The 26,586-nt window shown below is 74.8% G+C and carries 21 protein-coding genes and 1 pseudogene; 14 read left to right on the top strand and 8 right to left on the bottom strand.

Annotated elements, in window-relative coordinates:
* Positions 1-289 precede the first annotated feature (289 nt).
* Together GBN72_RS03620 and GBN72_RS03625 are read left to right on the top strand one after the other, a co-directional pair.
* A complete protein-coding gene (locus GBN72_RS03620) occupies positions 290-1,705 on the top strand; it encodes a phytoene desaturase family protein (protein ID WP_151770922.1) in 1,416 nt (471 codons plus the stop codon).
* Positions 1,702-2,226, top strand: a complete 525-nt coding sequence (locus GBN72_RS03625; RefSeq protein ID WP_151770141.1) for an O-acetyl-ADP-ribose deacetylase — start codon at positions 1,702-1,704, stop codon at positions 2,224-2,226. The genes GBN72_RS03620 and GBN72_RS03625 overlap by 4 nt, the downstream gene beginning before the upstream one ends.
* A 131-nt stretch (positions 2,227-2,357) precedes the next feature.
* Here GBN72_RS03625 and GBN72_RS03630 read toward each other — a convergent pair whose 3' ends face one another.
* The 3 genes from GBN72_RS03630 to GBN72_RS03640 all read right to left on the bottom strand — a co-directional run bounded on the left by GBN72_RS03630 (position 2,358) and on the right by GBN72_RS03640 (position 5,313).
* Positions 2,358-3,083, bottom strand: coding sequence for an FAD binding domain-containing protein (locus tag GBN72_RS03630; RefSeq protein WP_151770142.1), 726 nt, complete (start codon positions 3,081-3,083; stop codon positions 2,358-2,360).
* Between the two features lie 149 nt (positions 3,084-3,232).
* Complete coding sequence (locus GBN72_RS03635) at positions 3,233-3,979, bottom strand: response regulator (protein WP_151770143.1); 747 nt, start codon at positions 3,977-3,979, stop codon at positions 3,233-3,235.
* Entirely contained in the window at positions 3,976-5,313 is a 1,338-nt protein-coding gene (locus GBN72_RS03640) for a sensor histidine kinase (protein WP_151770923.1), read from the bottom strand. Before GBN72_RS03640 ends, GBN72_RS03635 begins: the two co-directional genes overlap by 4 nt.
* Before the next feature lie 174 nt (positions 5,314-5,487).
* Between GBN72_RS03640 and GBN72_RS03645 the strand changes: the two genes are divergently transcribed.
* Together GBN72_RS03645 and GBN72_RS03650 are read left to right on the top strand one after the other, a co-directional pair.
* Positions 5,488-6,282, top strand: coding sequence for an ABC transporter ATP-binding protein (locus GBN72_RS03645; RefSeq protein WP_151770144.1), 795 nt, complete (start codon positions 5,488-5,490; stop codon positions 6,280-6,282).
* Positions 6,279-8,648, top strand: a complete 2,370-nt coding sequence (locus tag GBN72_RS03650; RefSeq protein ID WP_164540351.1) for an ABC transporter permease — start codon at positions 6,279-6,281, stop codon at positions 8,646-8,648. Before GBN72_RS03645 ends, GBN72_RS03650 begins: the two co-directional genes overlap by 4 nt.
* A 487-nt stretch (positions 8,649-9,135) precedes the next feature.
* On the opposite strand, the gene GBN72_RS03655 is transcribed toward GBN72_RS03650, so the two are convergent.
* The gene (locus tag GBN72_RS03655; protein ID WP_151770145.1) at positions 9,136-9,729 is read right to left on the bottom strand and encodes a TetR/AcrR family transcriptional regulator; all 594 of its coding nucleotides are present in this window, start codon (positions 9,727-9,729) and stop codon (positions 9,136-9,138) included.
* A gap of 90 nt (positions 9,730-9,819) precedes the next feature.
* Between GBN72_RS03655 and GBN72_RS03660 the strand changes: the two genes are divergently transcribed.
* The 6 genes and pseudogenes from GBN72_RS03660 to GBN72_RS03680 all read left to right on the top strand — a co-directional run bounded on the left by GBN72_RS03660 (position 9,820) and on the right by GBN72_RS03680 (position 16,049).
* On the top strand, positions 9,820-10,986 hold the full coding sequence (locus tag GBN72_RS03660; protein ID WP_151770146.1) for an FAD-dependent monooxygenase: 1,167 nt from the start codon (positions 9,820-9,822) through the stop codon (positions 10,984-10,986).
* Positions 10,987-11,223: 237 nt separating this feature from the next.
* Positions 11,224-13,110, top strand: coding sequence for a DUF2075 domain-containing protein (locus tag GBN72_RS03665; protein WP_151770147.1), 1,887 nt, complete (start codon positions 11,224-11,226; stop codon positions 13,108-13,110).
* 176 nt (positions 13,111-13,286) lie between these two features.
* Positions 13,287-14,111, top strand: coding sequence for a helix-turn-helix domain-containing protein (locus GBN72_RS03670; RefSeq protein ID WP_151770148.1), 825 nt, complete (start codon positions 13,287-13,289; stop codon positions 14,109-14,111).
* Complete coding sequence (locus GBN72_RS03675) at positions 14,108-14,293, top strand: DUF397 domain-containing protein (protein WP_151770149.1); 186 nt, start codon at positions 14,108-14,110, stop codon at positions 14,291-14,293. Before GBN72_RS03670 ends, GBN72_RS03675 begins: the two co-directional genes overlap by 4 nt.
* Positions 14,294-14,340: 47 nt before the next feature.
* Positions 14,341-14,469 carry a hypothetical protein gene (locus GBN72_RS35810; RefSeq protein WP_281371384.1) on the top strand — a complete coding sequence of 43 codons (129 nt, stop codon included), beginning with the start codon at positions 14,341-14,343 and terminating at the stop codon, positions 14,467-14,469.
* Positions 14,470-14,478: 9 nt separating this feature from the next.
* Positions 14,479-16,049 (top strand): annotated as a pseudogene (locus tag GBN72_RS03680) (phosphodiester glycosidase family protein).
* A gap of 23 nt (positions 16,050-16,072) precedes the next feature.
* Here GBN72_RS03680 and GBN72_RS36000 read toward each other — a convergent pair.
* From GBN72_RS36000 to GBN72_RS03700, 4 genes are all read right to left on the bottom strand, one after another.
* Positions 16,073-16,357: a peptidoglycan-binding domain-containing protein gene (locus GBN72_RS36000; RefSeq protein ID WP_151770150.1), complete on the bottom strand. Its 285-nt coding sequence runs from the start codon at positions 16,355-16,357 to the stop codon at positions 16,073-16,075.
* On the bottom strand, positions 16,288-17,493 hold the full coding sequence (locus GBN72_RS03690; RefSeq protein WP_151770151.1) for an IS110 family RNA-guided transposase: 1,206 nt from the start codon (positions 17,491-17,493) through the stop codon (positions 16,288-16,290). The genes GBN72_RS36000 and GBN72_RS03690 overlap by 70 nt, the downstream gene beginning before the upstream one ends.
* 541 nt (positions 17,494-18,034) lie before the next feature.
* Positions 18,035-20,245, bottom strand: coding sequence for a trypsin-like peptidase domain-containing protein (locus tag GBN72_RS03695; RefSeq protein ID WP_151770152.1), 2,211 nt, complete (start codon positions 20,243-20,245; stop codon positions 18,035-18,037).
* A 303-nt stretch (positions 20,246-20,548) separates the two neighbouring features.
* Entirely contained in the window at positions 20,549-21,973 is a 1,425-nt protein-coding gene (locus GBN72_RS03700; protein WP_151770153.1) for an MFS transporter, read from the bottom strand.
* Between the two features lie 248 nt (positions 21,974-22,221).
* Between GBN72_RS03700 and GBN72_RS03705 the strand changes: the two genes are divergently transcribed.
* The 4 genes from GBN72_RS03705 (at position 22,222) to GBN72_RS03720 (ending at position 26,578) form a co-directional block, all read left to right on the top strand.
* Entirely contained in the window at positions 22,222-23,469 is a 1,248-nt protein-coding gene (locus GBN72_RS03705) for a geranylgeranyl reductase family protein (protein ID WP_218042015.1), read from the top strand.
* Positions 23,466-24,479: a hypothetical protein gene (locus tag GBN72_RS03710; RefSeq protein ID WP_151770155.1), complete on the top strand. Its 1,014-nt coding sequence runs from the start codon at positions 23,466-23,468 to the stop codon at positions 24,477-24,479. Before GBN72_RS03705 ends, GBN72_RS03710 begins: the two co-directional genes overlap by 4 nt.
* A 97-nt stretch (positions 24,480-24,576) precedes the next feature.
* Positions 24,577-26,058 carry an AlkA N-terminal domain-containing protein gene (locus GBN72_RS03715; protein WP_281371387.1) on the top strand — a complete coding sequence of 494 codons (1,482 nt, stop codon included), beginning with the start codon at positions 24,577-24,579 and terminating at the stop codon, positions 26,056-26,058.
* Positions 26,059-26,080: 22 nt separating this feature from the next.
* Positions 26,081-26,578 carry a methylated-DNA--[protein]-cysteine S-methyltransferase gene (locus tag GBN72_RS03720; protein WP_151770156.1) on the top strand — a complete coding sequence of 166 codons (498 nt, stop codon included), beginning with the start codon at positions 26,081-26,083 and terminating at the stop codon, positions 26,576-26,578.
* The last annotated feature ends 8 nt before the right edge of the window (positions 26,579-26,586 follow it).

Consider the following 26,586-nt stretch of genomic DNA (forward strand, 5'->3'; position numbering starts at 1 on the left):
GGTGGCCGCCCATGGCGCCGTGACGCCGCCGACACGTGCGGTGATGCAGCCGACAGGGGCGCGGGGCGCACGATCGGCCCATCATCAGATAACAGCAACAATGCGCGCCCGGTCCGCGGGGCGGCGGTGGTCACCGCGCACGCACCGCCGACGCCCCGGAGGGCGAGGGTCCCCGCCGGCGATGACGGACGGTCAGCGGAGGCCGCCGCCACCCCGTGTCGGTGCGGCGGCCTATCCTGATCACAGGAGGACACCGCCGACGAAGGAGTCCGAGGTGCCGTCGACATCGATACTCGACGCGGTCGTGGTGGGCGCGGGCCCGAACGGGCTGACGGCCGCCGTCGAGCTGGCCCGGCGCGGGCTCTCGGTCGCCGTGTTCGAGGCCCGGGACACAGTGGGCGGGGGAGCGCGCACCGAGGAGCTGACGCTGCCCGGTTTCCGGCACGACCCCTGTGCCGCCGCCCATCCGCTGGGGATCAGCTCGCCCGCGTTCCGCGCCCTGCCGCTGGACCGGTACGGGCTTGAATGGGTGCACGCCCCGCTGCCGATGGCGCACCCGTTCCCGGACGGCACGGCCGCCGTGCTCTCCCGGTCCGTCGCCGAGACGGCGGCCTCGTTCGGACCCCGGGACGCGGGCGCGTACCGGAGGCTGACCGAGCCGCTGCTGCGCAACTGGGACGGGCTGGTGCGCGACTTCATGTCACTGCCGCTCAGCGCGCTGCCACGGGACCCGGTCACGCTGGCCCGGTTCGGCCTCGCCGGGCTGCCGCCGTCGACCTGGCTGATGCGGCGCTTCCACGACGAGCGGTTCAAGGCGCTCTTCGCCGGCCTGGTGGCCCATGTGATGGCCCCGCTGGGCGGGTTCGCCACCGGCGCGGTGGGGCTGGTCTTCGCGCTGGCCGCGCACGCCCGCGGCTGGCCGTTCGCCCGCGGCGGCTCGCAGGCGATCTCCGACGCGCTCGCCGCCCACCTCGCCGACCTCGGCGGCATCGTGCACACCGGCTACGAGGTCAAGCGCCTCGACGACCTGCCGCCCGCCCGCGCCTACGTCTTCGACACCTCGCCGACCGCGCTGGCCCGCATCGCCGGACTGGGCAACGCCTACCAGGGCTACCGGTACGGCGCCGCCGCCTTCAAGATCGACTACGCGCTGGACGGCCCCGTGCCGTGGACCGCGCCCGAGGCCCGGCGGGCCGGCACGGTGCAGGTGGGGGCCAGCGCGGCCGAGATCGGCCTCGCGCTGGAGGCGGCCTCCCGCGGGGGCCGGGCGCCGGACCGCCCCTTCCTGATCACCACCCAGCCGAGCGTCGCCGACCCGAGCCGCGCGCCCGAGGGCAAGCACGTCTTCTGGGCCTACGGTCACGTCCCCAACGGCTGGACCGGCGACCTCACCGACGCGATCGAACGCCAGCTGGAGCGGTTCGCCCCCGGGTTCCGCGACCGGGTCCTCGCCCGCGCGATCAGTGGCCCCGCCGAGCTCGCCGCCCGCAACGCCAACTACGTCGGCGGCGACATCGCCTGCGGCGCCGCCTCGGGTCTCAGCCTGATACTGCGGCCCGGCATCACACTCCACCCGTACCGGACCCGGCACTCGGCGGTCTACCTGTGCTCCTCGGCGACCCCGCCCGGGCCCGGCGTCCACGGCATGTCCGGCCACAACGCGGCCAAGGCGGTGTGGCGCGAGCTGAGGGGGAACCACCGATGAGCGACACCACCCGGATCACCCTGGTCCAGGGCGACATCACCCGGCAGTCCGTCGACGCCGTGGTCAACGCCGCCAACTCCTCCCTGCTGGGCGGCGGAGGCGTCGACGGCGCCATCCACCGCCGGGGCGGCCCGGAGATCCTCGAGGCGTGCCGAGCCCTGCGCGCCTCCCACTACGGCCGCGGCCTGCCCACCGGCCAGGCCGTCGCGACGACCGCGGGGCGTCTGGACGCCCGGTGGGTCATCCACACGGTGGGGCCGGTGTACCAGGGTTCCTCGGGCGACCCGTCGCTGCTCGCCTCCTGCTACCGCGAGTCGCTCCGGGTCGCCGACGAGCTGGGCGCCCGCACGGTGGCGTTCCCCGCGGTCTCGGCCGGCGCGTACGGGTGGCCTCTGGAGGACGCCGCGCGCATCGCGGTGGAGACGGTGCGGGCGACCGGGACCGCGGTCGAGGAGGTCAGGTTCGTCCTGTTCGACGAGCAGGCGTTCGCGGCCTTCGCCGAGCAGGTCCCCCAGGGCTGATCGCCCGACGGCTTCGCGTCGACGACGCGACGCGGGCGCGCCGGCGGTGATGCGACGCCGCCGCGCCGGCGGCGACGTGACGGAGACGTGACGGCGTCACGCCCGGGGAGCCCGCCGGGCACGGTGGCGGGTCAGGAGCGGCCGGAGCGGGCCTGCACCTCGGTGACCTGCTCGCGGACGGCCTCCCGGGCCGCCGGGGCCAGCCCGTCCGCCACCTGGGTCTCCACGGCAGCGAGCACCCGCTCCGCGTCCGTGCCGCAGGGTACGTCCGCGCAGTGCACCTCGTAGCCGTCGCGGACGGCGACCCGGAGGCGACGGCCGTGGCCGTCCTCCCCGGCGTGCACGGCGACGGCGACGACGAAGGGCGGCGGTCCCCCCGCCTCCGCGGGCAGCTTCCGGTACCCGTCGGCGACCGGCTTCCGCCACTCCAGGCTCAGCAGCACCTTGCGTTTGGCGACCACCTCGGCCAGGTCGGTCCGGAAGACACCGTCCGGCTCGAGCACCGTGGCACGGGCGTCGAGCGCCAGCGCGGCGGGGAGCAGGCAGCGCAGGGAGCTGCCGACGATGTTGCCGCCGACCGTGGCCGTACGGCGCACCGCGCCGGTCCCCACCGTGCCGGCCGCCCGGCGCAGGACCCCGGGGACCCGGTCGTCGATCTGCCCCAGTATCACCGCCGAGCCCAGCGACTCGGGGGAGACGACGTTGGCCTCCGGGACGTGGCGCAGGGAGACGGCCAGTTCCGGGAAGCCGTCCTGCTGCCAGGCGGCCCACACCAGGGTGGCGCCTCCTATCGGGACGGCCCCCCGGGCCAGGCACTCCCGGGCTTCGGACACGGATGCGGGTAAGAGCAGACGCACGGGGATCCCCCTCGTTCCGCGAGGCGACAGGCCGGTGGGGACCTACCCGGCCGCGGGCGCCTCCACGCACCGACCCGCCGCGCACCCCCACGGGGCACCACCGGGAGGTGGGGCCGCCGCGCCCGGAGTCGGTGGCTCCCCACCGGGTCTCACGGTGTGAGCGGTTCCCCGTCGGCCCCGAGCGGCACCGTACGGCGCGCGGGACCGACCAGCCCGCTCTCGTAGGCGACGACGACGGCCTGCACCCTGTCGCGGAGCTGGAGCTTGGCGAGGACGCGGCCCACATGGGTCTTCACGGTGGTCTCGGCCAGGTGGAGGCGGGCGGCGAGCTCGGCGTTGCTCAGGCCCCGCGCGAGCAGCCTCAGGACCTCCAGCTCGCGGGGGGTGAGCGCGGAGAGGTCGCGGTGGAGCTCACCGGCCGCGGAGCCCTGGCCCCGCGCGGCGGCCGGTCCGGGACCCGCGGCCTGCCGCGCGTACCGCTCGACGAGGCGACGCGTGATGGCAGGCGCCAGCAGCGCGTCGCCGGTGCGGACCAGGCGTACCGCGGAGACCAGGTGCTCGGGGGTGACGTCCTTCAGCAGGAAGCCGCTCGCTCCCGCCGAGAGGGCCGCGTACACGAACTCGTCGAGGTCGAAGGTGGTCAGGATGATCACCCGGGGCGGGTCGCAGGCGCCGCCGGCCAGGATCCGCCGGGTGGCTTCGAGACCGTCCATCTCCGGCATCCGGACGTCCATCAGGACCACGTCGGGCCGGGTGCGCCGGACCGCGTCGACGGCCTCGGCCCCGTTCGCCGCCTCGGCGACCACGTCGACGCCGTCGGCGGCGAGGATCATGCCGAAGCCGGTGCGCACCAGCGCCTGGTCGTCGGCGATCACCACCCGTGGTGGCGCGGTCATGCTGTCTCCAGGGGGATCAGTGCGGTCACGCGGTAGCCGCCGGTGAGACGGCGGCCGGCCCGCAGGCCACCGCCGTACAGGGCGAGCCGCTCGCGCAGGCCGATCAGCCCCCGCCCGTTGCCGGTGGCGGCGGACGGAGACGGGGGACCTCCGGTGTCGGTGACCTCCACGCGGAGGAACCCGGCGCCGTGTTCGACGGTCACCGCCGCGTCGGCGCCGGAGGCGTGCTTGACGGTGTTCGTCAGCGCCTCCTGGACGACGCGGTAGGCGGCCAGGCCGACCCCGGCGGGAACCTCGCGGGGAGTGCCCGTGACGGTCAGCGCCACCGGGACGCCGGTCTGCCGGACCCGTGCGACCAGCGTCTCCAGCTGGTCGAGACCCGGCTGGGGTGCCAGGTCCCCGGCCGCCTCCGTGGCGGCCCCGTCGCCGGTGTCCATGGTGAGCAGGCCCATGACGTGCCGCAGTTCGGTCATGGCAGCCCGGCCCCCGGCCTCGGCGGCGAGCAGCGCCTCACGGGCCTGGCCGGGTGCCTTGTCCATCACCGCACGCGCCGCGCCCGTCTGGATGACCATCATGCTCACGTTGTGGGTGACCACGTCGTGCAGCTCGCGGGCGATGCGGGCGCGTTCGTGCTCCGCCGCGCGGCGCAGTTCCTCGGCCCGGTCCCGCTCCAGCACGGACATCCGCACCCGGCTCTCCTCGGCCCTGAGCATCCAGCCGCGCAGCCCCACGGTCGCCATCACGAGCGGGACGAGGATCAGCAGCGGGACGTACTGGTCGGGGACCGGGGTGGTCGGCGACACCCGCACGCCCTCGGCGCCGCCGGCCACGGCGAGCACCAGCACCGGCAGGCTCACCAGCGTGGGCACCCGGTAGGGGCTGTAGGCCGCCGCGCTGTACGCGGCGACGACGCAGGCGTAGAAGACGAGCCGGCGCGCGTCGTGCGGCGTCAGCACGGCCACACCGGTCACCACCCACAGCGTGGCCAGCGGATACCGGCGGCGCAGCACCAGCGGCGCCCAGGCGGCGACGGTCAGCGACGCCGCGGCGGTCGCCCCGCTCGTCCCCGTGGCCCGGACCAGCGGCGCCACGCCGTCGGGTGCCCCGGCCACCAGGAGGGACCCGGTGGTCAGCGCCCAGCTCAGCATCACCGTGCCGAAGACCAGCACCAGGGCCGCGTCGAAGAGCAGACCGCGCCGGGCAGGGCGGGGCAGCGGACCGGTCGGGCGCCACAGCGACCCGATCCCGTCCCGCAGCCGGTCTGCCGCCGACGCAGTCGTCACCGGGGCATTCGTCACCGGGGCATTCTCACCCACGCGCGGGCCCCGCGGCATCCTCCCCACCGGCCACCACGGGCGCACGGAGTCCACCTGACGACTACACCCCAGGGACGACGCGGCCGGAAGTCGTCCCCTCGTGCCACACGCATGCCCCGGCGGGCCGACGCGCCCGCCGCGCCGGCCCGCCTAGCGTCCGGCGGGACACGGATTCGGACCGAAGGAGCCGCCATGACCGCGCCAGTGATCGAACTACGCGATGTGATCCGCAGGTACGACGACGGGCCACCGGCCCTGGACGACGTGTCGCTCACCGTGCGCGCGGGGGAGTCGGTCGCGGTCGTCGGGCCGTCCGGCAGCGGCAAGTCCACCCTGCTCAACCTGGTCGCGGGGCTGGACCGGCCGGACAGCGGAAGCGTCACCGTCGACGGCGTGCGGGTCGACGGCCTCGGCGAGGCCGCGGCGGCCCGCCACCGGCGGGCCAGGATCGGCATGGTCTTCCAGTTCTTCAACCTGCTCGACGACCTGAACGTCACCGACAACGTCGTCCTGCCCGCCCAGCTCGCGGGCATGGGACGGCGGGAGGCCGCCCGGCGGGCGAAGGAGCTGCTGGAGGTGCTCGGAGTCGACCGGCACGCCGAGGCCCACCCGTCCCGGCTGTCCGGCGGCGAACGCCAGCGGGTCGCGGTGGCGCGGGCGTTGATGAACCGGCCCCCGCTGCTGCTGGCCGACGAACCGACCGGGGCACTGGACACGGCGTCGGGACGGGACGTCGCCCGGCTGCTCACCGAGCTCAATGCCGACGGCCAGACCGTCGTCGTGGTCACCCACGACCTGGCGCTGGCCCGGTCCTGCACCACCCGCACCATTCGCCTCGTCGACGGCCGGATCACCGCCGACCGGGCCTCCGACGGCATCGACGGCATCGACGGCTCCGGCGGCTCGGGCGCCACCGGGGGCGGCGTCGACGGCTCCGACGGCTCCGGCGCCACCGAGGGCGCCACTGCCGCGGAGCGGGCCCGATGAGCGCTCCGGGCCGGGTGGTGCGCTCGGGCGTGGGACGCCGCAGAGTGCCCGGCATCGTGATCGGCCTGGCCACCCTGATGGCGGTGGCCGCGTCCCTCCTCGGCGGCACCCTGGTCGTGGCCTCCGGCGCGCCCTTCGACGACGCCTTCGCCCGTCAGCGCGGCGCGCACCTGTCCCTGCAGTTCGACGCGGACGCGGGCGGCCCCGGGCAGCTGTCCGGGACCGTGCACGCCGAGGGCGTCGCCGCCGCATCGGGACCGTTCCGCACGGCTACGGTCACCCCGCACGCGGGGGAGGGCGTGCCCGCGTGGCCGATGACCGTGGCGGGGCGCGCCCGGCCGGGCGGGGCGGTCGACGCCGTCACGCTGACCGACGGGAAGTGGGCCGCCCGCCCCGGCGAGGTCGTGCTGTCCGCCGGTTCCGCGGTGCTCCCCATCCTCGGCAAGCGGCTCACCTTCCCCGGCCTGCCCGGTGAGCCGGAGCTGACGGTGGTCGGCGTGGCCCGGTCGGTCACCGGGACCGCCGACGCCTGGGTCGTCCCGGCCCAGATGGCGGCACTCACCGCGCCGGGCGGCGCCGGCGGGTATCAGATGCACTACCGCTTCACCGAGGCCGGCACGGCGGCGCGGATCACCGCGGGCCGGGAGGCGGTGACGGCGGCGGTTCCGCCGGGCGCGGTGAGCGGTGAGCAGTCCTGGCTCACCGTCAAGGAGTCCGCCGAACACGACACCGCCCTGTACGTGCCGTTCCTCCTGGCCTTCGGGGTGCTGGGCCTGGTCATGTCGGTCCTCGTCGTCGGCAACGTGGTCGCGGCCACCGTCGGCACGGCGACCCGGCGGATCGGCATCCTCAAGGCCGTCGGCTTCACGCCCGCCCAGGTGGTGCGGGCGTACGTGGCCCAGGCGCTGGTCCCCGCGGCGGCGGGCACCGCGCTGGGGGTCCTCACCGGGCACCTGCTCGCCGTCCCCGTGCTGGCCGAGACGGAGGAGGTCTACGGGTCGACGGCCCTGGCGGTCACCCCCTGGATCGACGCGGTGGTGGTCGCCGGGGCGCTCGGCCTGGTGGCGGCGACGGCGTGGGCGAGCGCGTGGCGGGCCGGACGGCTGCGCACCGTCGACGCGCTCGCCGTGGGGCGGGCCGCGCGGCCCGCCCGCGGACGGCGGGCGGCACGTCTGGCCGGGCGGCTCCCGCTGCCGAGACCGGTCGGCCTGGGCCTGGTCCGGCCGTTCGCCCGGCCCGCCCGCGCGCTGGCCACGGGCACGGCCATCGTGTTCGGCGCCGCCGCGGTCACCTTCACCGTCGGGCTGGGGGCGACCCTGGGCAAGGTCATGGAGGCCAAGGCCCACGACGCCGCCGACGTCACCGTGGAGCCGCCGCCGCCCGAGCTGGGGCCGGACGGTCCCCTGCCCCGTACCGGGCCCCTCGCCGACCCCGCGGAGATCGCCGCGGTGATCGACGCCCGGCCCGGCACCGCACGGCACCACGCCCGCGCGACGGCACGGGCGACCGTGGCGGGGGTGGCCGGGGTCACCGAGGTGGTGAGCTTCACCGGGGACGCCTCCTGGGGCGGCTACACGATGTCCGACGGCCGCTGGATCGCGCGGCCGGGTGAGGCCGTGGTGCCCACCGGGTTCCTGAGCGCCACCGGGACCCGGATCGGGGACCCCGTCACGCTGCACGGCCTCGGCGACGCGGTCACGGTGCGGATCGTCGGCGAGGTCCTCGACACCCGCAACGACGGCATGGAGGTGTTCACCGACGCCGCGACCCTCCCGGACGCGGCCCCGGAGGCATCCGCGTCGTCCGTGGCCGGCGACACCACGCACCACATCGCACTCGAGCCCGGCACCGACGCGGCCGCCTACGCCGCCGCGCTGAACGAGAAGCTCGAGCCCCTGGGGGTCACCGCCCGGGCGGGCGGTGACGACCGCCAGAGCTCCATGGTCCTCACCCTCAACGCGCTGTCGGCGACGCTCACCCTGATGCTCGTGGCGGTCGCGGCGCTGGGCGTCCTCAACGGCGTCGTGCTCGACACCCGCGAGCGCGTCCGCGAACTCGGCATCCACAAGGCGCTCGGCATGACCCCTCGGCAGACCGTCGCGATGGTCCTCGCCTCGATCTGTGTGACGGGACTGGTCGGCGGGGCCGTCGGAGTGCCGCTGGGCGTCACCCTGCACGGCCTGGTCGTCCCCGCCATGGGGCACAGCGCGGGCCTGAACCTGCCGGAGTCCGTCACGGACGTGTACCTCGCGCCGCAGCTGCTGGGGCTCGCGCTGGGCGGCCTGGTCATCGCCGCCGCCGGTGCGCTGCTGCCGGCGGGCTGGGCCGCGCGCACCCGCACGGCGGTCGCCCTGCGCACGGAGTAGGCGCCCGGCCGCGACGGCACCCCGCCGTGCGGCGGCGGGGTGCCGTCGGCGGACCTGCCCGCCCACGTACGCGGTGGACGCGGCCCACCGCGCCGGGGCGGTCGGCACCGCGTCGGCGGGGCCTCTGCGATTCCCGCACCCGCACGCCTCGAAGGCGCGCGGCGGACAGGCCCCCGCCCGCGGCGGGCACCCCGTCCGGCTGCGTGATCCGGAGCCCGACGCCCGCGCGGCGAGGAGTACCAGGGCATGCGGCCGAGCTGACCCGGCGTCACCTTGCCGCCGCCCACGCCGCGTCGGGCGGCTGACTCCGTCGCGGTGTCCGTGCCGTACCCGACGACGCGGTGGCCGCCCGGTCCTGAGAACGAACCCGCACGGATGCCGACCTGCTCGTACGCCCCTTCGTACGACCCCGTGCGCCCGCTTCGCGATGACGCGGTACTCGGTACGCGGTGCGTGCCGGGCCACCGTGAGGCCTGAGGCGCGGAGGTCAGGCCGCCGGACGGTCGCCGAGCATGCCCCGGAACAGCTCCCGCAGCCCCTGCCGCAGGGCGTCCAGGTCCGGGGGGTCCGCGTGGTACGACCCCGCCGCGCAGGAGAACATCAGGCCGTCCGCCCATGCGACCAGCGACAGCGCGTGTCTGGCCGGGTCGGGTGAGCCCAGCCCCGTGACGAGCCCGGTGACCGTCTCCCGGAACCGTGCGCCGGCCGCGTCGAAGTGCGCCCGCAGCTCGGGCCGGCGGGTCGCCTCCAGGGCCAGTTCGTACCGGGCGACGAGCAGGTCGCGGTTGCCGGTCAGCGAGCGGTGGACCGCGAGGGCGAGGGCGTCGACCAGCTGGTCCGGACCTCCGTGCGGATCCGGCATCTCGTCCACGGCGAGCACCCGGGCCTCCCGCTCGGCCAGCCGGAGCACCGCCAGCTCCAGCAGCGCGAGGCGGGTCCGGGCGACGTTGGAGGTGGAGCCGTGCGGCAGCCCGGCCACGTCGTCGACCGCCCGGTGGGTCAGCCCGCGCATGCCCCGCGCGGCGAGCAGGGTGAGCGCGGCGTCGGCGACGACGGTGGCGCGTGACGTCGGTGCTGGCATGCCTCCAACCTACCCTCGCGACTACGCCTGTAGTAACCTGGCCATCGGGTACTACGGATGTAGTGGCCGGTCTCCGGAGGAGGAGAAGCCATGCCCCAGTCCTCGCGGGTCGTCGTGGTCGGCGGCGGTATCGGCGGCCTGACCGCGGCCGTCGCGCTGAGCCGGGCCGGGCGGGAGGTCGTCGTCCTGGAGCGCGCGCCCTCCCTGGAGCCGGTGGGCAGCGCCATCTCGCTGGCGCCCAACGCGCTGCGCGCCCTCGACGTCGTCGGCGTCGGCGACGAGGTCCGGTCCCATGCCGCCCGGGTGGCCGAGGGCGGCATGCGCACCACCTCCGGCCGGTGGCTCGCCCGGACCGACGCGACCGGCGTCGCCGAGCGCTTCGGCGACCCGCTGGTGATGCTGCCCCGCGCCACGCTGGCCGGCATCCTGGCCGCCCGCCTCCCCGCGGGCGCGCTGCGCACGTCCTGCCGCGCGGTCCTCGCCGACCCGGGGGACGGCGCCCGCCCCGCCCGGGTCACCACCCCGGACGGGGAACTCACCGCCGGCCTGGTGGTGGCCGCGGACGGCGTCCACTCCCGGGCCCGCGGCGTCCTCTTCCCCGCCCACCCCGGCGCCGTGTACTCCGGCTTCACCACCTGGCGGGTCATGGTCCCGGTGCCGGGCGCGGAGTTCGTCCCGCACGAGACCTGGGGACCCGGGCGGCTGTGGGGCACGCACCGGATCGCGGACGGCCGGGTCTACGCGTACGGAGCGGCCGTCACCGCCGCCGGAGGGCGCGCGGCCGACGACGAACGGGCCGAACTGCTGCGCCTGTTCGGCGACTGGCACGAACCGGTCCCGTCCGTCCTCGCCGCCGTCCGCCCCGAGGACGTCCTGCGCCACGACGTCCACCACGTCCACCCGGCGCTGCCCGCGTACCACCGGGGCCGGGTCGCCCTGGTCGGCGACGCGGCGCACGCCATGCCGCCGAACCTGGGACAGGGCGGCAACCAGGCGATCGAGGACGCCGTCGTCCTCGCCCACCACGCCGGCGACCTGCCCGCCTACACCGCCGCCCGGCTGCCCCGCACCGCCGCACTGGTCACCAAGGCGGTCCGCACGGCGCGGCTCGCCATGCTCACCAACCGTCCGGCCGCCGCCCTGCGCAACGCCGCGATCACCGCCGTCTCCCGCACCGGCCCCGCCTTCTTCCTCCGCACCTTCGACGGCATCGCCGACTGGCGACCGCCTCAGGACGTGACGCCGAAGCCTGAGTGAACCCCGGTCGGCAGCACTCCCGTGCGGCAGCGGCCCGTGTGCCACGCGCGACGGCGTCGCGTCCGGAGGGTCCAGAGGGGCCGGAGGGGTCGGAGGTTCCCGTGAGGGCGTCGGTGCCGCCGGGTACCCTCGACGCATCGTCAACGCGGCCCGACGGGCTTCCGCTCCGCTCCGGCGGAGTCTCGAAGGACATGCCCCCACCCGCACGAGTCATTTCGTGCTGCCCGGGGGAAGTCCTTGCTGTTCCGCGCCTCCGCGAAGACCGTCGCCGCCATGGCACTCGACGGCTCGCTGTTCCTGCACCTCACCGACCAGTTCGCCCACGCCCACGGCCACCGCCCCTCCGCCTCGGAGGCGCGCTCCTGGGAACGCAGCATCCCCGTCCTGGCCGCCGCGCTCAACGAAGCGGGCCTGGGCGAGGTGGAAATCATGCTCGAGTACGCGCTGCCGCTGAACAGCAAGCGCGCCGACGCGGTGCTCGCCGGTGTGCACCCGGCCACCGGTGAGCCGTCGTACGTCGTCGTCGAACTGAAGCAGTGGAGCCAGGCGTTCCCGATCGAGGACGACCCGACCCTGTGCCGTGTCGACGCCTACGCCCATCCCGTCCTCAACCCCGTCGAGCAGGTGCGGCGCTACTGCGCGTACCTCGTCAACTTCAACGGCGCGGTGGCCGAGCACGCGGACCGGATCAGCGGCGTGGCGTACCTGCACAACGCCACCGAGTTCGGTGTGACCGGTCTCCGTGAGATCGAGCGCGACGGTCACGGACTGCTCTTCACCGCCGAACGCCGCGGAGCGTTCCTCGACCACCTCCGGGCGCGGCTGAGCGGCCGGCACCCCGGCGCCCGGGCGGCGGACGAACTGTGCGCGGGCGCCACCGTGCCGTCGAAGCAACTGATGTCCGTGGCCGCCGCGGAGGTGCGCGAGCGCAAGGAGTTCGTGCTCCTCGACGAGCAGCAGGTCGCCTACCGCATGGTGCTCAACGCCGTGGAGAAGGCCAAGCACGCCGACCGCAAGGAAGTCGTCGTCGTCACCGGCGGTCCCGGCACAGGCAAGAGCGTGATCGCCCTCCAACTCCTCGGCGAGCTCTACCGACGCGGCGTCCCCGCGCTGCACGCCACCGGTTCGCAGTCCTTCACCAAGACGATGCGCAAGGTCGCAGGAGCGCGCAAGCGTGAGGTCCAGGACCTCTTCAAGTACTTCAACAGCTTCATGACGGCCGAGAAGAACAGTCTGGCCGCCCTGGTCTGCGACGAGGCCCACCGCATCCGGGAGACCTCGGCCAACCGCTACACCCGCGCCGCGCAGCGCACCGGCCGGGCGCAGATCGACGAACTCATCGACGTCGCCCACGTGCCCGTCTTCTTCCTCGACGAGCACCAGGTCGTGCGGCCCGGAGAGATGGGCACGGTCGCCGAGATCAAGGAGGCGGCGGCGAAGCGGGACATCCCGTGCCACGTCGTCCCGCTGGACAGCCAGTTCCGGTGCGGCGGCAGTGACGCCTACCTGCGGTGGGTGGTCCGGCTCCTCGGCCTGGAGGCGGGCGGCCCCGTCGTCTGGGAGCCCGACGGCCGGATGCGGCTGCTGGTCGCCGACAGCCCGCAGGAGATGGAGGAGTTCCTGGAGGCCCGACGGGCCCAGGGATACGGCGCCCGCATGTCCGCCGGCTACTGCTGGCGCTGGTCCCCGGAACCCGGACCGGGCGACCCGCTGCCCGCGGACGTGGTGATCGGGGACTGGGCCCGCCCCTGGAACCTGCGCGGCGACCGCTCCGTCTCCGGCGCGCCCCCGGCCGCGCTGTGGGCCACCGACCCGGCGGGCTTCGGCCAGGTCGGCTGCGTCTACACCGCCCAGGGCTTCGAGTACGACTGGTCCGGCGTCATCGTCGGCCCCGACCTGCTCTGGCGCGGCGACCGCTGGATCACCGACCGCACCGCCTCCAAGGACCCGGTCTTCAGGAAGGCGACCCCCGACGCCGACGTGGACCGTCTGATCCGCAACACCTACAAGGTCCTGCTGACCCGCGGCATGGTCGGCACCGTCGTGTACTCCACCGACCCGGAGACCCGGGAGAAACTGCGCGAACTGGCGGGCGGAGCGGCGCGGGAGGCTGTCTCCGCCTGACCGGACGGCACGGATCCTGGGCGCTCACCTCGGTGTTGCCCCTCCCCGCCGGACAACCGCCCGTACACGCCCGCTTGTACGGGTTCCGGCCGGGCCTCGGGCGTAACCCGGCCCGCCTGCCGCGCCGTTGTACGACCGCAAGGTGTGCCACCAGCGCGGCAAGGGGGCCGGTGTCCATGGTGAACAGCAGCAGTACCGTCGAGTCGTCCGACAGCCTCAAGGCGTTCGGCGCGGCTCTGAAGACCTTCCGGGAACGCGCCCTGCTCACCCAGGAGCAGCTCGCCGAACGGCTCAACTACTCGCACGCCTCCGTCGCCTCGGTCGAGCAGGGACGGCGGATGCCGACCGCCCAGTTCGTCGAGCGCGCGGAGGAGGCGCTGGAGGCGTTCGGCGTGCTGCGGGCCATGGTCCGGCACGTCGGACGGCAGCGCGGGCTGGCGGTCTGGTTCCGGGAGTGGGCGCAGTGGGAGGAGACCGCGGTCAGCCTGTGCACGTACGAGTGCCGGGTGGTGCCGGGGCTGCTCCAGACCGAGGCGTACACGCGGGCGGTGATGCTCAACGTGCCGCCCCCGCCCACCGCGGAGCAGCTGGAGCAGCGCATCGCGGCGCGGCAGGCCCGCCAGGAACTGCTGGGGCGCACCCCGCCGATCGCGTTCAGCTTCGTCGTCGAGGAGTCGGTGCTGCTGCGGCACACCGGCGGCGAGGACGTCACGCGGGAGCTGGTCGACCACCTCCTCGCGTGCACGGAGCTGTGGAACGTGGAGCTGCAGATCATGCCGCTGCGGCAGCCGCACCACGCCGGCCCGGACGGGCCGATGCGGCTCCTGGAGACCCCGGAACGCCAGTGGCTCGGCTACTCGGAGGGGCAGAAGACCGGACAGCTGATCTCCGACCGGGAAGCGGTCAGCGTGATGCAGATGCGCTATGCCAAGATGCGCTCACAGGCCCTGTCCCCGGCGGACTCGGCGGAGTTGTTGCGGCGGATGCGAGGAACCTCATGAACACCACGGGTGAGCTGAACTGGTTCAGGAGCAGCTACAGCGGGTCCGAGGGCGACGACTGCGTGGAGGTCGCGCGCACGCCGCGGGCCGTGCACGTCCGGGACTCCAAGGACATCGACGGTCCCCGGTTCGCCGTCTCCCCGTCCGCCTGGGCCGGTTTCCTCGGGTACGCCGCACGCTGACCCGCGTTCCACGTCGCGCTCCCCGGGATCACCGTGCCGTCGCCACGGTGATCTCCCGCCTCGCCGGCTTCGACGGCGCCCGCACGGTGCTGCGGGAACCCGCGCGGTTCCTGGCCGGCGAAGCCTGGGTGAACGTCGGGTGCGAGCACTACCGCCCCCAGGGGCCGAGTGGTTGAGTCCCACCCATGGCGATCAGGAGACTGACGGTGTGGGCGGGCACGATGCTGCTGGCGGCCTCGTTCACGGCACAGCCGGTGGCCGCGTCCCCGGACGGGCCACCTCCCGGGCTGCCGCTCGGCCCCCCGGACCTCCCGGAGGTCCGGACCACCGAGACGCTCCGGCCCGGCGTCACCCTGACCACCGTCGTCCGCGGCGCCGAGGACCCGGCGCACACCTGGACGGTCGAGGTCGCCGTGCCCGGCGGCAGCGGTTCGCCGGACCCGGACGCGCCGCCGACCGCCGTCGCGGACCGCGCGCACGCGGACCGGCTGGCCAAGACGCTGCGGGCGGCGGGCGTGACGCCGAGGGTCGAGGAGGTGACGACCCCGCCCACGGCGGACTTCGCCGGCGGCACGCTGGGCTTCCGGGTCCGCGTGGGCAGCCACCCCGACCGGGCCGCGGCCGAGACCGAGCGGGCGCGGATCCGCGCGGCGGGCCTCACGGCGTCCACCGTCTTCACCGGCTGGGACGGCGCGGCGACCGACCGCGGCCCGTGGGTGGTGCGGGTGCTGACCGTCGACCCCCGCACCTTCCGGGGCGAGCTGGCCGGCGACTTCGGGCCGGACCTGGAACGCAGGGAGACGACCAGCGAACTTGCCGCCCGACGGGGTGCGACGGCGGCGGTGAACGCGGGGTTCTTCGTGCTGGACCCGGCGGCCGGCGCGCCCGGCGACCCCGCGGGGCTCGGCGTGTACGACGGCCGGGTGCTGAGCGAGCCGGTGAACGGCCGCCCGTCGCTGGTTCCTCCGACGGCCACCGGGCGGCGGTGGCCCGCCACACCTGGACCGGCTCCGTCTCCGGCCGGGGCAGGACGCTCCCGCTCGACGGCCTGAACCGGGTGCCCGGACTGATCCGCAACTGCGGCGGCACGGGCGACACCCCCACCGACCTCCCCCTGCACGACACGACATGCGTGGACGCGGGCGAACTGGTCGCTTTCACCCCGGAGTTCGGCACCTCGACACCGTCCGGGGAGGGCGTCGAGGCGGTCGTCGACGCCCAGGACCGGGTGACGGCGGTCCGCAGCCCACGGGGCGGCGGGCTCCCGCCGGGGAGCCGGTCGGTCCAGGCGACCGGCGCTCGGGCGGCGTGGCTGGCGGAGCTGGCCGTACCGGGGGAGAGACTGAGGGTCAGGAGCCGGGTGCGGGGACCGGTGGCCGACCACGTGGTCAACGGCGGCCCGCAGCTGGTGCGCGACGGCCGCCGGTACGTCACCGCCGCCGCGGACGGCATGGTCCGGCCGGGCGACCCGAGCTTCCACTACGGCTGGGTGACCAAGCGGAACCCCCGCACGATCGCGGGGGTCGACGCGCGGGGGCGGATCCTGCTGGCGACCGTCGACGGCCGGGCCACCACGAGCCTCGGCCTGTCGATCGCGGAGGCGGCCGCCGTGGCACAGGGCCTGGGCATGCGTGACGCCCTCAACCTCGACGGCGGCGGCTCGACCACCATGGTGACCGGCGGGCGCGTGATCAACACCCCGTCGGACGCGGCCGGTGAACGACCGGTGGGAGACGCCGTCCTGGTGCTCCCGTGACGTTCCCGGTGCTCCCCTGACGGTCAGCAGGCGAAGTCGGGGCCGTTGGCCCACAGGGTCAGGTGGGACCAGGTCTGTGCGCCGCAGATGCCGTCGACGGTGATGTCCGCGCACCCCTGGAACCGCCGCAGTGCCTTCTCGGTGACGGGGCCGAACTCCCCGTCGACGTCGAGTCCGTCACCGGTCAGTGATTCCCAATCAGGTTCGTCAAGGGCTTCGGCAGCGGACGGTGACTGCGCTATGCCGCTGCGGGGCCGCGTTGAGGTGGTTCGGCGGTGAAGGTCCGCTGGTCGCGTATGAGGGCCCACAACACGTCGAGGCGGCGGCGGGCGAGGGCGAGGACGGCCTGCTTGTGCGACTTGCCCTCGGTCCTCTTGCGTTCGTAGAAGGCCCTGGAGGTCGGACAGCAGCGGGCGGCGATCTGGGCGGACAGGTAGAAGACGCGCAGGAGACGGCGGTGGTAGCGGTGTGGTCGGCGCATGTTGCCGCTGATGCGTCCGGAGTCCTTGGGAACGGGTGCCAGGCCCGCGATGCCGGCCAGGCGGCGAGAGCTGCCGATGGCGTCCAGGTCACCGCCGGTGCAGGCGACGAACTCCGCACCCAGCAGGTTTCCCATGCCGGGCATGCTGGTGATCGCCGCGGCGTGAGCGTGTTCGCGGAACCGTGCCTCAATCAGCGCGTCGGTGCGGGCGATCTCCTCGTCCAGGGCCATCACCTCGGCGGCCAGGACGCGGACCATGGCCGCCGAGGTTTTCTCGCCGGGAATCACCGTGTGCTGGGCCTGGGCCGCTTCGAGCGCAGTGGCCGCAACTGCTGGAGCGTTGCGCACCTTGCGGTTCGCCAGCCAGGTGATCAGGCGGGACTGGCCGGTCCGGCGCAGGGCCGCCGGCGTCTGGTAGCCGGTCAGCAGGACGAGCGCTGCCTTGGAAGCGCTGTAGTTGAAGGCGCGTTCCAGGGTGGGGAAGTACTCCAGGAGCTGGGCGCGCAGCCGGTTGATCGCGCGGGTGCGGTCTGCGGTGAGGTCGTAACGGCGGGCGGTGAGGATCCGCAGGTCAACGGCGATCTCGTTCTGTTCCTGCAAGGGGTGCAGGTCGCGGCGCATGCGGGCCTGGTCGGCGATGACGTATGCGTCCTTGGCGTCCGTCTTGCCGTCGCCCCGGTAGGAGCCGGAGGCGTGGTGGACGGTCCGGCCCGGGATGTAGAAGACTTTCTGTCCGTGGGCGGCCAGGAGCGCGATCAGCAGTGCGGCGCCGCCCGCGTTGAGATCGACGGCCCAGGTCACCGGCTCGCCCTCGCCCAATTCGAGGACCTCGCCGATCAGCTCGAGCAGAGTCGTCTCGTCGTTGACCACCCGCCGTGACAGCCTCCGCTCGCCCTCGGTGTCGATCACCGTGCAGTGATGCTCGTTCTTGCCCGCGTCCACTCCCGCCCACAGTTGCGGCACTGTGCCTCCTCGAGGTCGGTCTTCCTGGTCCCGGCAGACGACCACGCCGACGTGTCCTTACGAAGCGATGTGTTCGCGCATCCCAATGAGTGGCCGTGTCGTCGCGGGGCGCCGGGCGGCCAATCACTGAAAGCCACTTCCTCGGCATGAGCTTTTTGAGCCACACCCGGCGCCCCTGGGCCTCCCGATCGTACGAATGAGCGGAACCGACCCGCCAAGAAGGTAAGGAGCTGTTGAGATAGCACTGGGCCTGCTGCACGGCGGTCCCCGACGAGCCGCGCTCCAGCCTCGGGCGTTCGTTCGTGAAATTGCATACGTCGCTCGCCATGGAGCATCTCCTTTCGCTGGGGCCTCCAGCGCCCGGCGAAGGGCGCCTTCGGCCGTCCGTCTGATCCGACGATGAGGTTGTCCGGTTCCTCCCTGCACGAGTCGGTGTCCTGTCCGGGTCGGGGATCGCGTTCCATGCCCTCGACGGCATGGAACGTTCCTAAAGTCGTCATGATCGGTACCGCTTCCTGTGGCGTGACGGGGCGGTGGCCTCTCACACGGCGAGCCGGTCGCCGATCGAGCGGGCCACCTCGGTGTGTGCGAGGTACTGGTCGATGTCGTGGGCCCGGTCCCGGGCGTTGACGACGGCGAGGTCGGACGGACCGTCCGGCCACCGGTCGGCCAGCGGGCACCCGATGGCCACCGGGTCGGTCGGGCACCAGGCGTTCAGCCAGTCCGCGACCCTGCCCGGCCGGCCCGTGCCGCCCGACAGCAGCCGCCGGTACACGCTGTCCATGCCGAGCGGACTGCCCGCCGTCGTCAGGTGCACGACCTGCACGCCGGGCGACAGCCGGGTGAGCAGGTCCATGCCGACGACGGTGCCCAGGCTGTGCGCGACGAGCACCAGCTCACCGTCCTGCGGCACCGTCTCGAGGACGCAGCTCAGCACCTCCTCGCGGACGTCCCGGTCGTCGAGGTAGGCGGCGACGTCCCGGAAGATCAGGGAGATGGTCCACGCGTCGACGTCGCTGCGGGCGGCCAGCCAGCCCAGCCTGCGCCACACGGCGCCGACCAGCGGGTCCAGTCCCAGGCCCTCGGAGGCCTCCACGCCCTCCCGCTCGCCGGGCGGGGCGTACCACTTCGCGGCGGCCTCGCCGACCATCTCCTCGTACACCGCGCGGGTACCGGGGTCGGCGGGCACGACGGCCGGTGGCCCGCCGGCGGCCGGGGTGGGCGCGAGGGCCGGAGCGAGCGACTCGCGCGCGTCCAGGGCGTCCGCCAGCCGGTCGCCGTAGTACGGGAAGAAGACGTCCGCCGGGGCGACGGTCGGCAGGCCCGCCCGCACCAGGCCCTGGTTGAGGCCCGCGGCCCATTCACGGCGCAACACCTCGGGGTCCCGGCCCTGCTGGGAGCGGCCGTGCAGGAAGACCAGGTGCCGGCCGCCGCCGAACGCGCCGTCCCGCGCGTGCACGCCCCGGGGCCGTCGCCCGACCGCCTCCGCGGACGTCCGGGCCGCGGAAGCGGCAGGAGCGGCGGTGGCGGCGGTGGCGGCCGGGGGAACCGCCGCCGCGTCCGCGCCCCCCGCGCCGGGGACCAGGGCGGCAGGGGCGACGCCGTCGGCGGCGACGCCGTCCCTGGTGGCGGGGACGGGTCCGGCGAGACCCCCCGCGGTCGCGAGACCCCCGGCCGCCGTGGCCGTCGTGTCCGACGCGGTGGCCGCGCCGTCGCCGGAGAGACCCGACTCGGCACCCATCCCGGCCAGCAGCTCCCGCTGCGCGGGGGTGAACGGCAGGGAGGCGAGGTGCTTCAGGACGACGCTGACGCGCGCCCCTTCGTTCGACACCCAGTCCACCGAGTCCTCGCCGTCGCCCCGCCGCCAGAGCTCGCCGTCCCGGCGCACCGTACGGCCCTGGCCGTCGGTCCGGGGCACCCCGCTGTGATGGAGGGCGACCACCTCCCACTGGTCGTTGTAGACCGGGGAGCCGGAGTTCCCGGGCTCGGTGTCGGTGCGGTAGTGGAGGAAGTCGTCCAGGCGCACCTGGAGGGCGTTGTCCCGTACCGCGATCTCCTTCAGGCGCCCCATCGGATGGCCGATGACGTTGACCGGCTCGCCGACCACCAGCTTGCCCAGCCGGCGGCTCAGCCGGTTCCAGCCGAACGTCTCCCCGGGCGGCCTCCCGTCGGGGCCGGGCGCGACCAGCACCAGGGCGTAGTCGAGGCGCTTGTCCGCCACGAAGAAGCCGTCCGGTTCGAACTCCAGCCGTACCGGGGCCTGCGGCGTGTTGTCGACGGTGACCTGGGCGTCGAACTCCACGAAGCAGTCACGGGCGGTCGCCGCGTCGGGCAGGACGTGGTGGTTGGTCATCATCAGCCGGGGGGACACCAGGAACCCGGTGCCGACCGGCAGTTCACGGCCGTTCTCCCGCGCCGAGATCCGGGCCACGCTGTGGGCGGCCCGCGCGCCGCGCGGCAGGAAACTCCACGCCTGCAGTTCCTTGGACACCCCGAGGATGCGCTCGAAGGCGTCGGGCGCCGCCAGCGGTTCGGAGCGGACCGCCTCCACCACCAGCGCCGCCGGCACCGCCTGCCGCTCCAGCAGACGGGCGGTCCGCGCCGCCAGAGCCGCCGGGGAGTCGGGGAAGCCGACCCCCGCGTGCTGCCGCCGCTCGACCTCCCGGCGCTTCTCGCTGCTCTCGTCGTACCGCGCGGCCGCCGCGGCCGCCTGGCCGATCCGCTCGTCGCGCGCTGTGTCCGTGACTCCCATGGCTGGCTCCCACCGTCCCGTCTCCGAGGGCGCGGTGCGGCACGAGGCGCGGTCGTCGGTCCGTCGGGGGAGGCATCCCCCCGGCCCGCGGGGTGGCGGCCGGGCGGGCGTCCGGCCGCGTCGCACGCCCTCTCCTTCCATGGTGCGCCTCGTACCGGGCCGTCACCACCGCCGGTCCCGCCCCCGTCACCGGCCGGCCGTCCACGAGCGGATCGCCACCCCCACGGCCCGGCCCGCAGGGCAGGAAAGGACGGCGCCCGCCCCCTCGTGCGTAGGGGACGGGCGCCGTCGGGGCCGTGCGGGTCAGACCGTCGCGGAGACGGCCGGAGCGGGCTCGCCGGAGTCCTCGGCGGCCGGGGTCTCGCCCTCCTCCAGGGCGACGTCCTTGGTCTCCTTGCCGAGCAGCAGGGCGACCAGCGTCAGCACGCCCATCGCGGAGAGGTAGACGCCCACCAGCCACGGCGAACCGTCACCGGCCTCCCACAGGGCCACCGCGATGAACGGGGCGACCGCCGCGCCGAGGATCGAGCTGACGTTGTAGGAGATGCCGGAGCCGGTGTACCGGACGCTGGTCGGGAACAGCTCGGGCAGCAGCGCGCCCATCGGGCCGAAGGTCATGCCCATCAGCGAGAAGCCCAGCACCAGCCACAGCACCACGCCCAGCGTGCCCAGGCCGATCAGCGGCACCCAGGCCAGGCCGAAGACCACGATGCCGGCGGTGACGGCGATCAGCGTGCCGCGGCGGCCGTACTTGTCGGCCAGCGGCCCGGAGATCAGGGTGAAGGCGGCGAAGAACAGCACACCGAAGATCAGCATCAGCACGAAGGTGGTGTAGCTGTAACCGAGGCCCGGGACGGCGGCGTCCGTCGGGGTGCGGCCGAAGCTCAGCGAGAAGGTCGTCATCAGGTAGAAGAGGACGTACGTCGCGAGCATGATGAACGTGCCCAGGACCAGCTGCTTCCAGTGGCCGCGGAAAACGGTGGCCAGCGGCAGCTTGCGGACCAGGCCCGCGTCGCGGGTCTTGGCGAAGACGGGCGACTCCACCAGCCGCATCCGCACCCACAGGCCGATCGCGACCATCACCGCGGAGAACAGGAACGGGATCCGCCAGCCCCAGCTGAGGAACGCCTCGGAGGGCTGCGAGGGGTCGGCGCCGGCGGAGGACGGCAGCACCGCGCCGATGATCAGGAACAGGCCGTTGCCGATGATGAAGCCCAGCGGGGCGCCCAGCTGCGGGAAGGTACCGAACAGGGCCCGCTTGCCCTTCGGCGCGTTCTCGGTGGCGATCAGCGCGGCGCCGCTCCACTCACCGCCCAGCGCGAAGCCCTGGGCCAGCCGCATCACCACCAGCAGCGCGGTGGCGACCCAGCCGATCTGCGCGTAGGTGGGCAGCACACCGATCAGGAAGGTCGCGATGCCCATGGTGAGCAGCGAGGCCACCAGCGTTCCCTTGCGGCCGAGCCGGTCGCCGAGGTGACCGAAGATCATCGCGCCGATCGGGCGGGCCACCATCGCCGCGCCGAACACGGCGAACGACGAGAGCAGCGCGGTCGTCGGGTCGTCGCTCGGGAAGAAGAGCGTCGGGAAGACCAGGACGGCGGCGGTCGCGTAGATGTAGAAGTCGTAGAACTCGATCGTGGTGCCGATGAGGCTGGCGATGAGAACGCGCGACCGCGGATTGACGGGTGTCGGGGCGGAGCCTGTGGGGGCGGGGGCTGCTTCGGGCATGTCGTTCTCTCGGGTCTTTCGCACGAGGGGGAAGGCCACCGGCGCCGTCGTCGGCGGCCCGCGCGGCGGAACGCGCCGTTCCGGTGGAAGGGTGCGTTCCGCTCTGCTCCTGCACGATCTCATGCTCGTCTCATTTACCGGCAATGCCGTCTCGTGATGTGAGACCCGGTGACGGCTGCCGGGCAGCTCCCGGCGGGACGGGGACGGGGTCCTTCGGCCGTCACGGAGCGGGATGGGAGGATGACCCCGTGACTCTCCCGACCTCCGTGGACGTCCTCGTCGTCGGCGCCGGCCCGGCCGGCTCCTCCGCCGCAGCCTGGCTGGCCCGCGCCGGCAAGGACGTCCTGCTCACCGACGCCGCGACCTTCCCCCGTGACAAGACCTGCGGCGACGGCCTCACCCCGCGGGCCGTCGCCGAGCTGGTCCGCCTCGGGCTGGAGGACTGGCTGCGCACGCACACCGTCAACCAGGGCCTGCGCGCCCACGGCTTCGGGCAGACCCTGCACCTGCGCTGGCCCGGCGGCACCCTGCCCGACTGGGGCTCCGCCGTCCCCCGCACCGAACTCGACGACCACCTGCGCACCGTGGCCATGAAGAGCGGGGCGGCCGCCCAGGACGGCGTCCGCGCACTGGACGCCGTCATGGAGGGCGGACGGGTGCGGGGCGTGCGGTTCCGGGTGGGCAAGGGCGAGGACGCGCCGGTCGAGACGGTGCTCTGCCGCCGCCTGGTGGTCGCCGACGGCGTGCGCTCCCCGCTCGGCAAGGCGCTCGGGCGCGAGTGGCACCGTGACACGGTCTACGGCGTGGCCGGCAGGTCGTACGTCGCCTCCGACCGGTCCGACGACCCGTGGATCAGCAGCCACCTGGAGCTGCGGGACGAGAAGGGCGCCGCGCTCGCCGGCTACGGCTGGATCTTCCCGCTCGGCAACGGCGAGGTGAACCTCGGCGCGGGCACCCTCGCCACCGCCAGGCGGCCCGCCGACGTCGCGATCAAGCCGCTGATGCGGCACTACGCGCAGCAGTGCCGGGACGGCTTCGGCCTGCGCGGCGAACTGCGCGCCGAGACCTCCGCCCTGCTGCCGATGGGCGGCGCCGTCTCCGGGGTCGCCGGTCCCAACTGGGCACTGATCGGCGACGCCGCGGGCTGCGTGAACCCGCTCAACGGCGAGGGCATCGACTACGGCCTGGAGACCGGGCGGCTGATCGCCGACGTCCTCCAGGAGCACGACGACCTGTCGGCGGTGTGGCCCGGTGTCCTGCGCGGCCACTACGGCGAGGCGTTCTCCGTCGCCCGGCGGCTGGCCGGCCTGGTGACCGTGCCGCGCCTGCTGCCCGCCCTCGGCCCGGTCGGCATGCGCTCCCAGCTGCTGATGCGGCTGGCGCTGCGGTGGATGGGCAACCTGGTGACCGAGGAGGACCGCGACGCGGCCGGCCGCCTCTGGCGCTGGGCGGGCCGCCGCTCGATCTCCCTCGACCACCGGCCCCCGTTCGCGTGAGCGGCGCCCGCCCGCCCGTGGGCGGCGCCCGCACGCCCACCGCCGCGGACCTGCTCGCCCACGAGAAGGACCCCGGCAGGTACGCCGGCACCGAGTTCGACGTCCGCGCCGTCGTGCCCCGGCTGTCCGCCGACCCGGCGGACGCGCCGTGGGGCCGCTTCACGGGCCCGCACGGCCCGGCGGTCGAGGTCCCCGGCCACCTCGCCGGCCTCGCCTCGGCGGACCCCGGGGTCGCGGGCAAGGCGCTGGACGCCCTCTGGGACTCCCTCTGCCACCAGGGCACCGTCCACGCCTCCGCCGCGCTCGCCGCGCCCCACCTGCTGCGGCTGGCGGCCCTTCCGCGGACCCACGACCGGCAGGGCGTCCTCGCCCTGGTCGCGGCCTGCGCCCGGGGCGCCAACGTCCTGAGCCACACCCACGACGTGCTGTGGCTGACCGAGGGCGCCCGGGGCGCCTGGGCGTACGACACCGGCGGCTACCCGGCGAACTGGTCCATGGAAGCCGTCCACACCGCCGTCACCGCCCGGTTCCACGCCCTGGAGCCCCTGCTCGACGACGGCGACCACCAGGTGCGGCTCATGGCGGCGTACACCCTCGCCATGGCCTCCGGGCCCGCCCCGGCGGCCGCCCTGCGCCGCCGGGTGGCGACCGAGGCGGTGCCCTTGGTCGCCGCGAGCCTGGTGCTGGCCGCCGCGCAGCACGCGCACCGGCACGGGGAGGACGCCGCCCCCTGGCTGGACGCCCTCCACCCGGACCCCGCCCGCCCCGCCGAGGTCAGGATCGCCGCCGCCCTCGCCCGGCTCTGCTTCGGACCGGCCCGGACCGCTCCCGAGGCGCTCCGCCCGGTCCTGGCCGGGCTGCCGGACGACGCCGTGCCGCGCTCCCTCGACGAACTGCCCTGGCTGCGGCACGTCGGCCTGGCGGAGGGCGGCCTGCGTCACTACGTCCGCCACGTCCTCGATCCCGCGTACGACCCGCCGCCCCCGCCGGGGGACGAGCCGCCCTTCTGACGCTTCACTTCCGAAGCTCCGCGCAGGGCCCGCGCCCGCCGAGGGCGATGTCGGATTCCTGCCAGCCCCGCCCCCGCCGATGCCGGATGCTGGAGGCATGCGGAACGGAATGCATCTCGACGCGGAGCGCTGTGTGCGGGCCGTGCGGTCGAGGGACGCGCGGTTCGACGGGTGGTTCTACACCGCCGTGCTCAGCACCGGGATCTACTGCCGGCCGAGCTGCCCGGCGATGACGCCAAGGCCCGAGAACATGGTCTTCCACCCCAGCGCCGCCGCCTGCCAGCAGGCCGGGTTCCGGGCCTGCAAGCGCTGCCGCCCCGACACCACCCCCGGCTCGCCGGAGTGGAACGAGCGGGACGACGTCGTCGCCCGGGCCATGCGGCTCATCTCCGACGGCGTGGTGGACCGCGAGGGCGTCCCCGGGCTCGCGGCCCGGCTGGGCTACAGCACCCGGCAGATCGAGCGGCAGCTCCTCGCCACCCTCGGCGCGGGGCCGCTCGCCCTGGCCCGGGCGCAGCGGGCGCAGACGGCGCGGATGCTGATCGAGACCACCGCCCTGAACATGGCCGACGTGGCCTTCGCCGCCGGGTTCGCCTCGGTGCGCAGCTTCAACGAGACCGTGCGCGAGGTCTACGCGCTCACCCCGGGACAGCTGCGCGCCAAGGCGGCCCCCGCCGCCGAGGGCCCGGCCGGCGGGACCCTGTCCCTGCGGCTGCCGTTCCGGGCGCCGCTCAATCCGGACAACCTCTTCGGGCACCTCGCCGCCACCGCGGTGCCGGGCGTCGAGGAGTGGCGGGACGGCGCCTACCGCCGCACGCTGCGCCTGCCGCACGGACACGGCGTGGTCTCTCTGGCGCCGCGTCCCGACCACGTCGCGTGCCGGCTGACCCTGACCGATCTGCGCGACCTCACCGTCGCCATCAGCCGCTGCCGCCGCCTGCTGGACCTGGACGCCGACCCCGTCGCCGTCGACGAGCAGCTGCGCGCCGACCCGGCGCTCCAGCCGTACGTCGACAAGGCGCCAGGCCGGCGGGTGCCGCGCACGGTGGACGAGGCGGAGTTCGCGGTCCGCGCGGTGCTGGGGCAGCAGGTGTCCACGGCGGCCGCCCGTACGCACGCCGCCCGGCTGGTCCTCGCGCACGGCGAGCCGGTCGACGACCCCGAGGGCGGCCTCACCCACCTCTTCCCGTCGCCGGGGGCGCTGGCCGCGCTCGACCCGGAGCGGCTCGCCATGCCGCGCAGCCGCCGGGGGACCCTGACCAACCTGGTGGAACGGCTCGCCGACGGGACGCTGAGGCTGGGGGTGGACAGCGACTGGCCCGAGGCGCGGGCGCGGCTGCTGGAACTGCCGGGCTTCGGGCCCTGGACCGTCGACGTGATCGCGATGCGCGCGCTGGGGGACCCGGACGCGTTCCTCCCCACCGACCTCGGGATCCGCCGCGCGGCCCGGGAGCTGGGCCTGCCGTCCACCCCCGGCGCGCTCACCACGCGGGCCGAGGCGTGGCGTCCGTGGCGGGCGTACGCGGTGCAGTACCTGTGGGCGACCGACAGTCACCCGATCAACTTCCTCCCGGTATGAGGGACTTCGAAGGATGAGAGAGATGAAGCAGCACACGGTGGTGGAGAGCCCCTACGGCGTCCTGACGCTGGTGGCCGACGACGGGGTCCTGTGCGGGCTGTACATGACGGAGCAGCGGCACCGGCCGGGCGAGGAGACGTTCGGCACCCGGGTCGGGGTCGACGAGGAGCCGTTCCCGGCGGCGGTGGAACAGCTCGAGGCGTACTTCGCGGGCGAGCTGCGGGAGTTCGACCTGCCGCTCCGCATGAACGGCACCGCCTTCCAGCGCTCCGTCTGGGAGCGGCTGCGGGCGATCCCGTACGGGGAGACCCGCTCGTACGGGCAGCTCGCGGCGGAGCTGGGCAGCCCCGGCGCCTCGCGGGCCGTGGGGCTCGCCAACGGACGCAACCCGGTGGGGATCATCGTGCCCTGCCACCGGGTGATCGGGGCGGGCGGATCCCTCACCGGGTACGGCGGCGGGCTGGAGCGCAAGGAGCGTCTGCTGGCCTTCGAGCGGGGCGCGGTGCCGCTGCCCGGGTGAGCGGCGGT

Source organism: Streptomyces abyssomicinicus (assembly GCF_008974245.1).
GTDB classification, from domain to species: Bacteria; Actinomycetota; Actinomycetes; order Streptomycetales; family Streptomycetaceae; genus Streptomyces; species Streptomyces abyssomicinicus.

Excerpts from the sequence above, each read along its gene's own strand:
- GBN72_RS03670 (WP_151770148.1), top strand. The coding sequence starts at position 13,287 with ATGGTGAACAGCAGCAGTACCGTCGAGTCGTCCGACAGCCTCAAGGCG.
- GBN72_RS03655 (WP_151770145.1), bottom strand. The coding sequence starts at position 9,729 with ATGCCAGCACCGACGTCACGCGCCACCGTCGTCGCCGACGCCGCGCTC.
- GBN72_RS03650 (WP_164540351.1), top strand. The coding sequence starts at position 6,279 with ATGAGCGCTCCGGGCCGGGTGGTGCGCTCGGGCGTGGGACGCCGCAGA.
- GBN72_RS03625 (WP_151770141.1), top strand. The coding sequence starts at position 1,702 with ATGAGCGACACCACCCGGATCACCCTGGTCCAGGGCGACATCACCCGG.
- GBN72_RS03635 (WP_151770143.1), bottom strand. The coding sequence starts at position 3,979 with ATGACCGCGCCACCACGGGTGGTGATCGCCGACGACCAGGCGCTGGTG.
- GBN72_RS03675 (WP_151770149.1), top strand. The coding sequence starts at position 14,108 with ATGAACACCACGGGTGAGCTGAACTGGTTCAGGAGCAGCTACAGCGGG.
- GBN72_RS03640 (WP_151770923.1), bottom strand. The coding sequence starts at position 5,313 with ATGCCGCGGGGCCCGCGCGTGGGTGAGAATGCCCCGGTGACGAATGCC.
- GBN72_RS03720 (WP_151770156.1), top strand. The coding sequence starts at position 26,081 with ATGAAGCAGCACACGGTGGTGGAGAGCCCCTACGGCGTCCTGACGCTG.
- GBN72_RS03715 (WP_281371387.1), top strand. The coding sequence starts at position 24,577 with ATGCGGAACGGAATGCATCTCGACGCGGAGCGCTGTGTGCGGGCCGTG.
- GBN72_RS03695 (WP_151770152.1), bottom strand. The coding sequence starts at position 20,245 with ATGGGAGTCACGGACACAGCGCGCGACGAGCGGATCGGCCAGGCGGCC.
- GBN72_RS03660 (WP_151770146.1), top strand. The coding sequence starts at position 9,820 with ATGCCCCAGTCCTCGCGGGTCGTCGTGGTCGGCGGCGGTATCGGCGGC.
- GBN72_RS03700 (WP_151770153.1), bottom strand. The coding sequence starts at position 21,973 with ATGCCCGAAGCAGCCCCCGCCCCCACAGGCTCCGCCCCGACACCCGTC.
- GBN72_RS03645 (WP_151770144.1), top strand. The coding sequence starts at position 5,488 with ATGACCGCGCCAGTGATCGAACTACGCGATGTGATCCGCAGGTACGAC.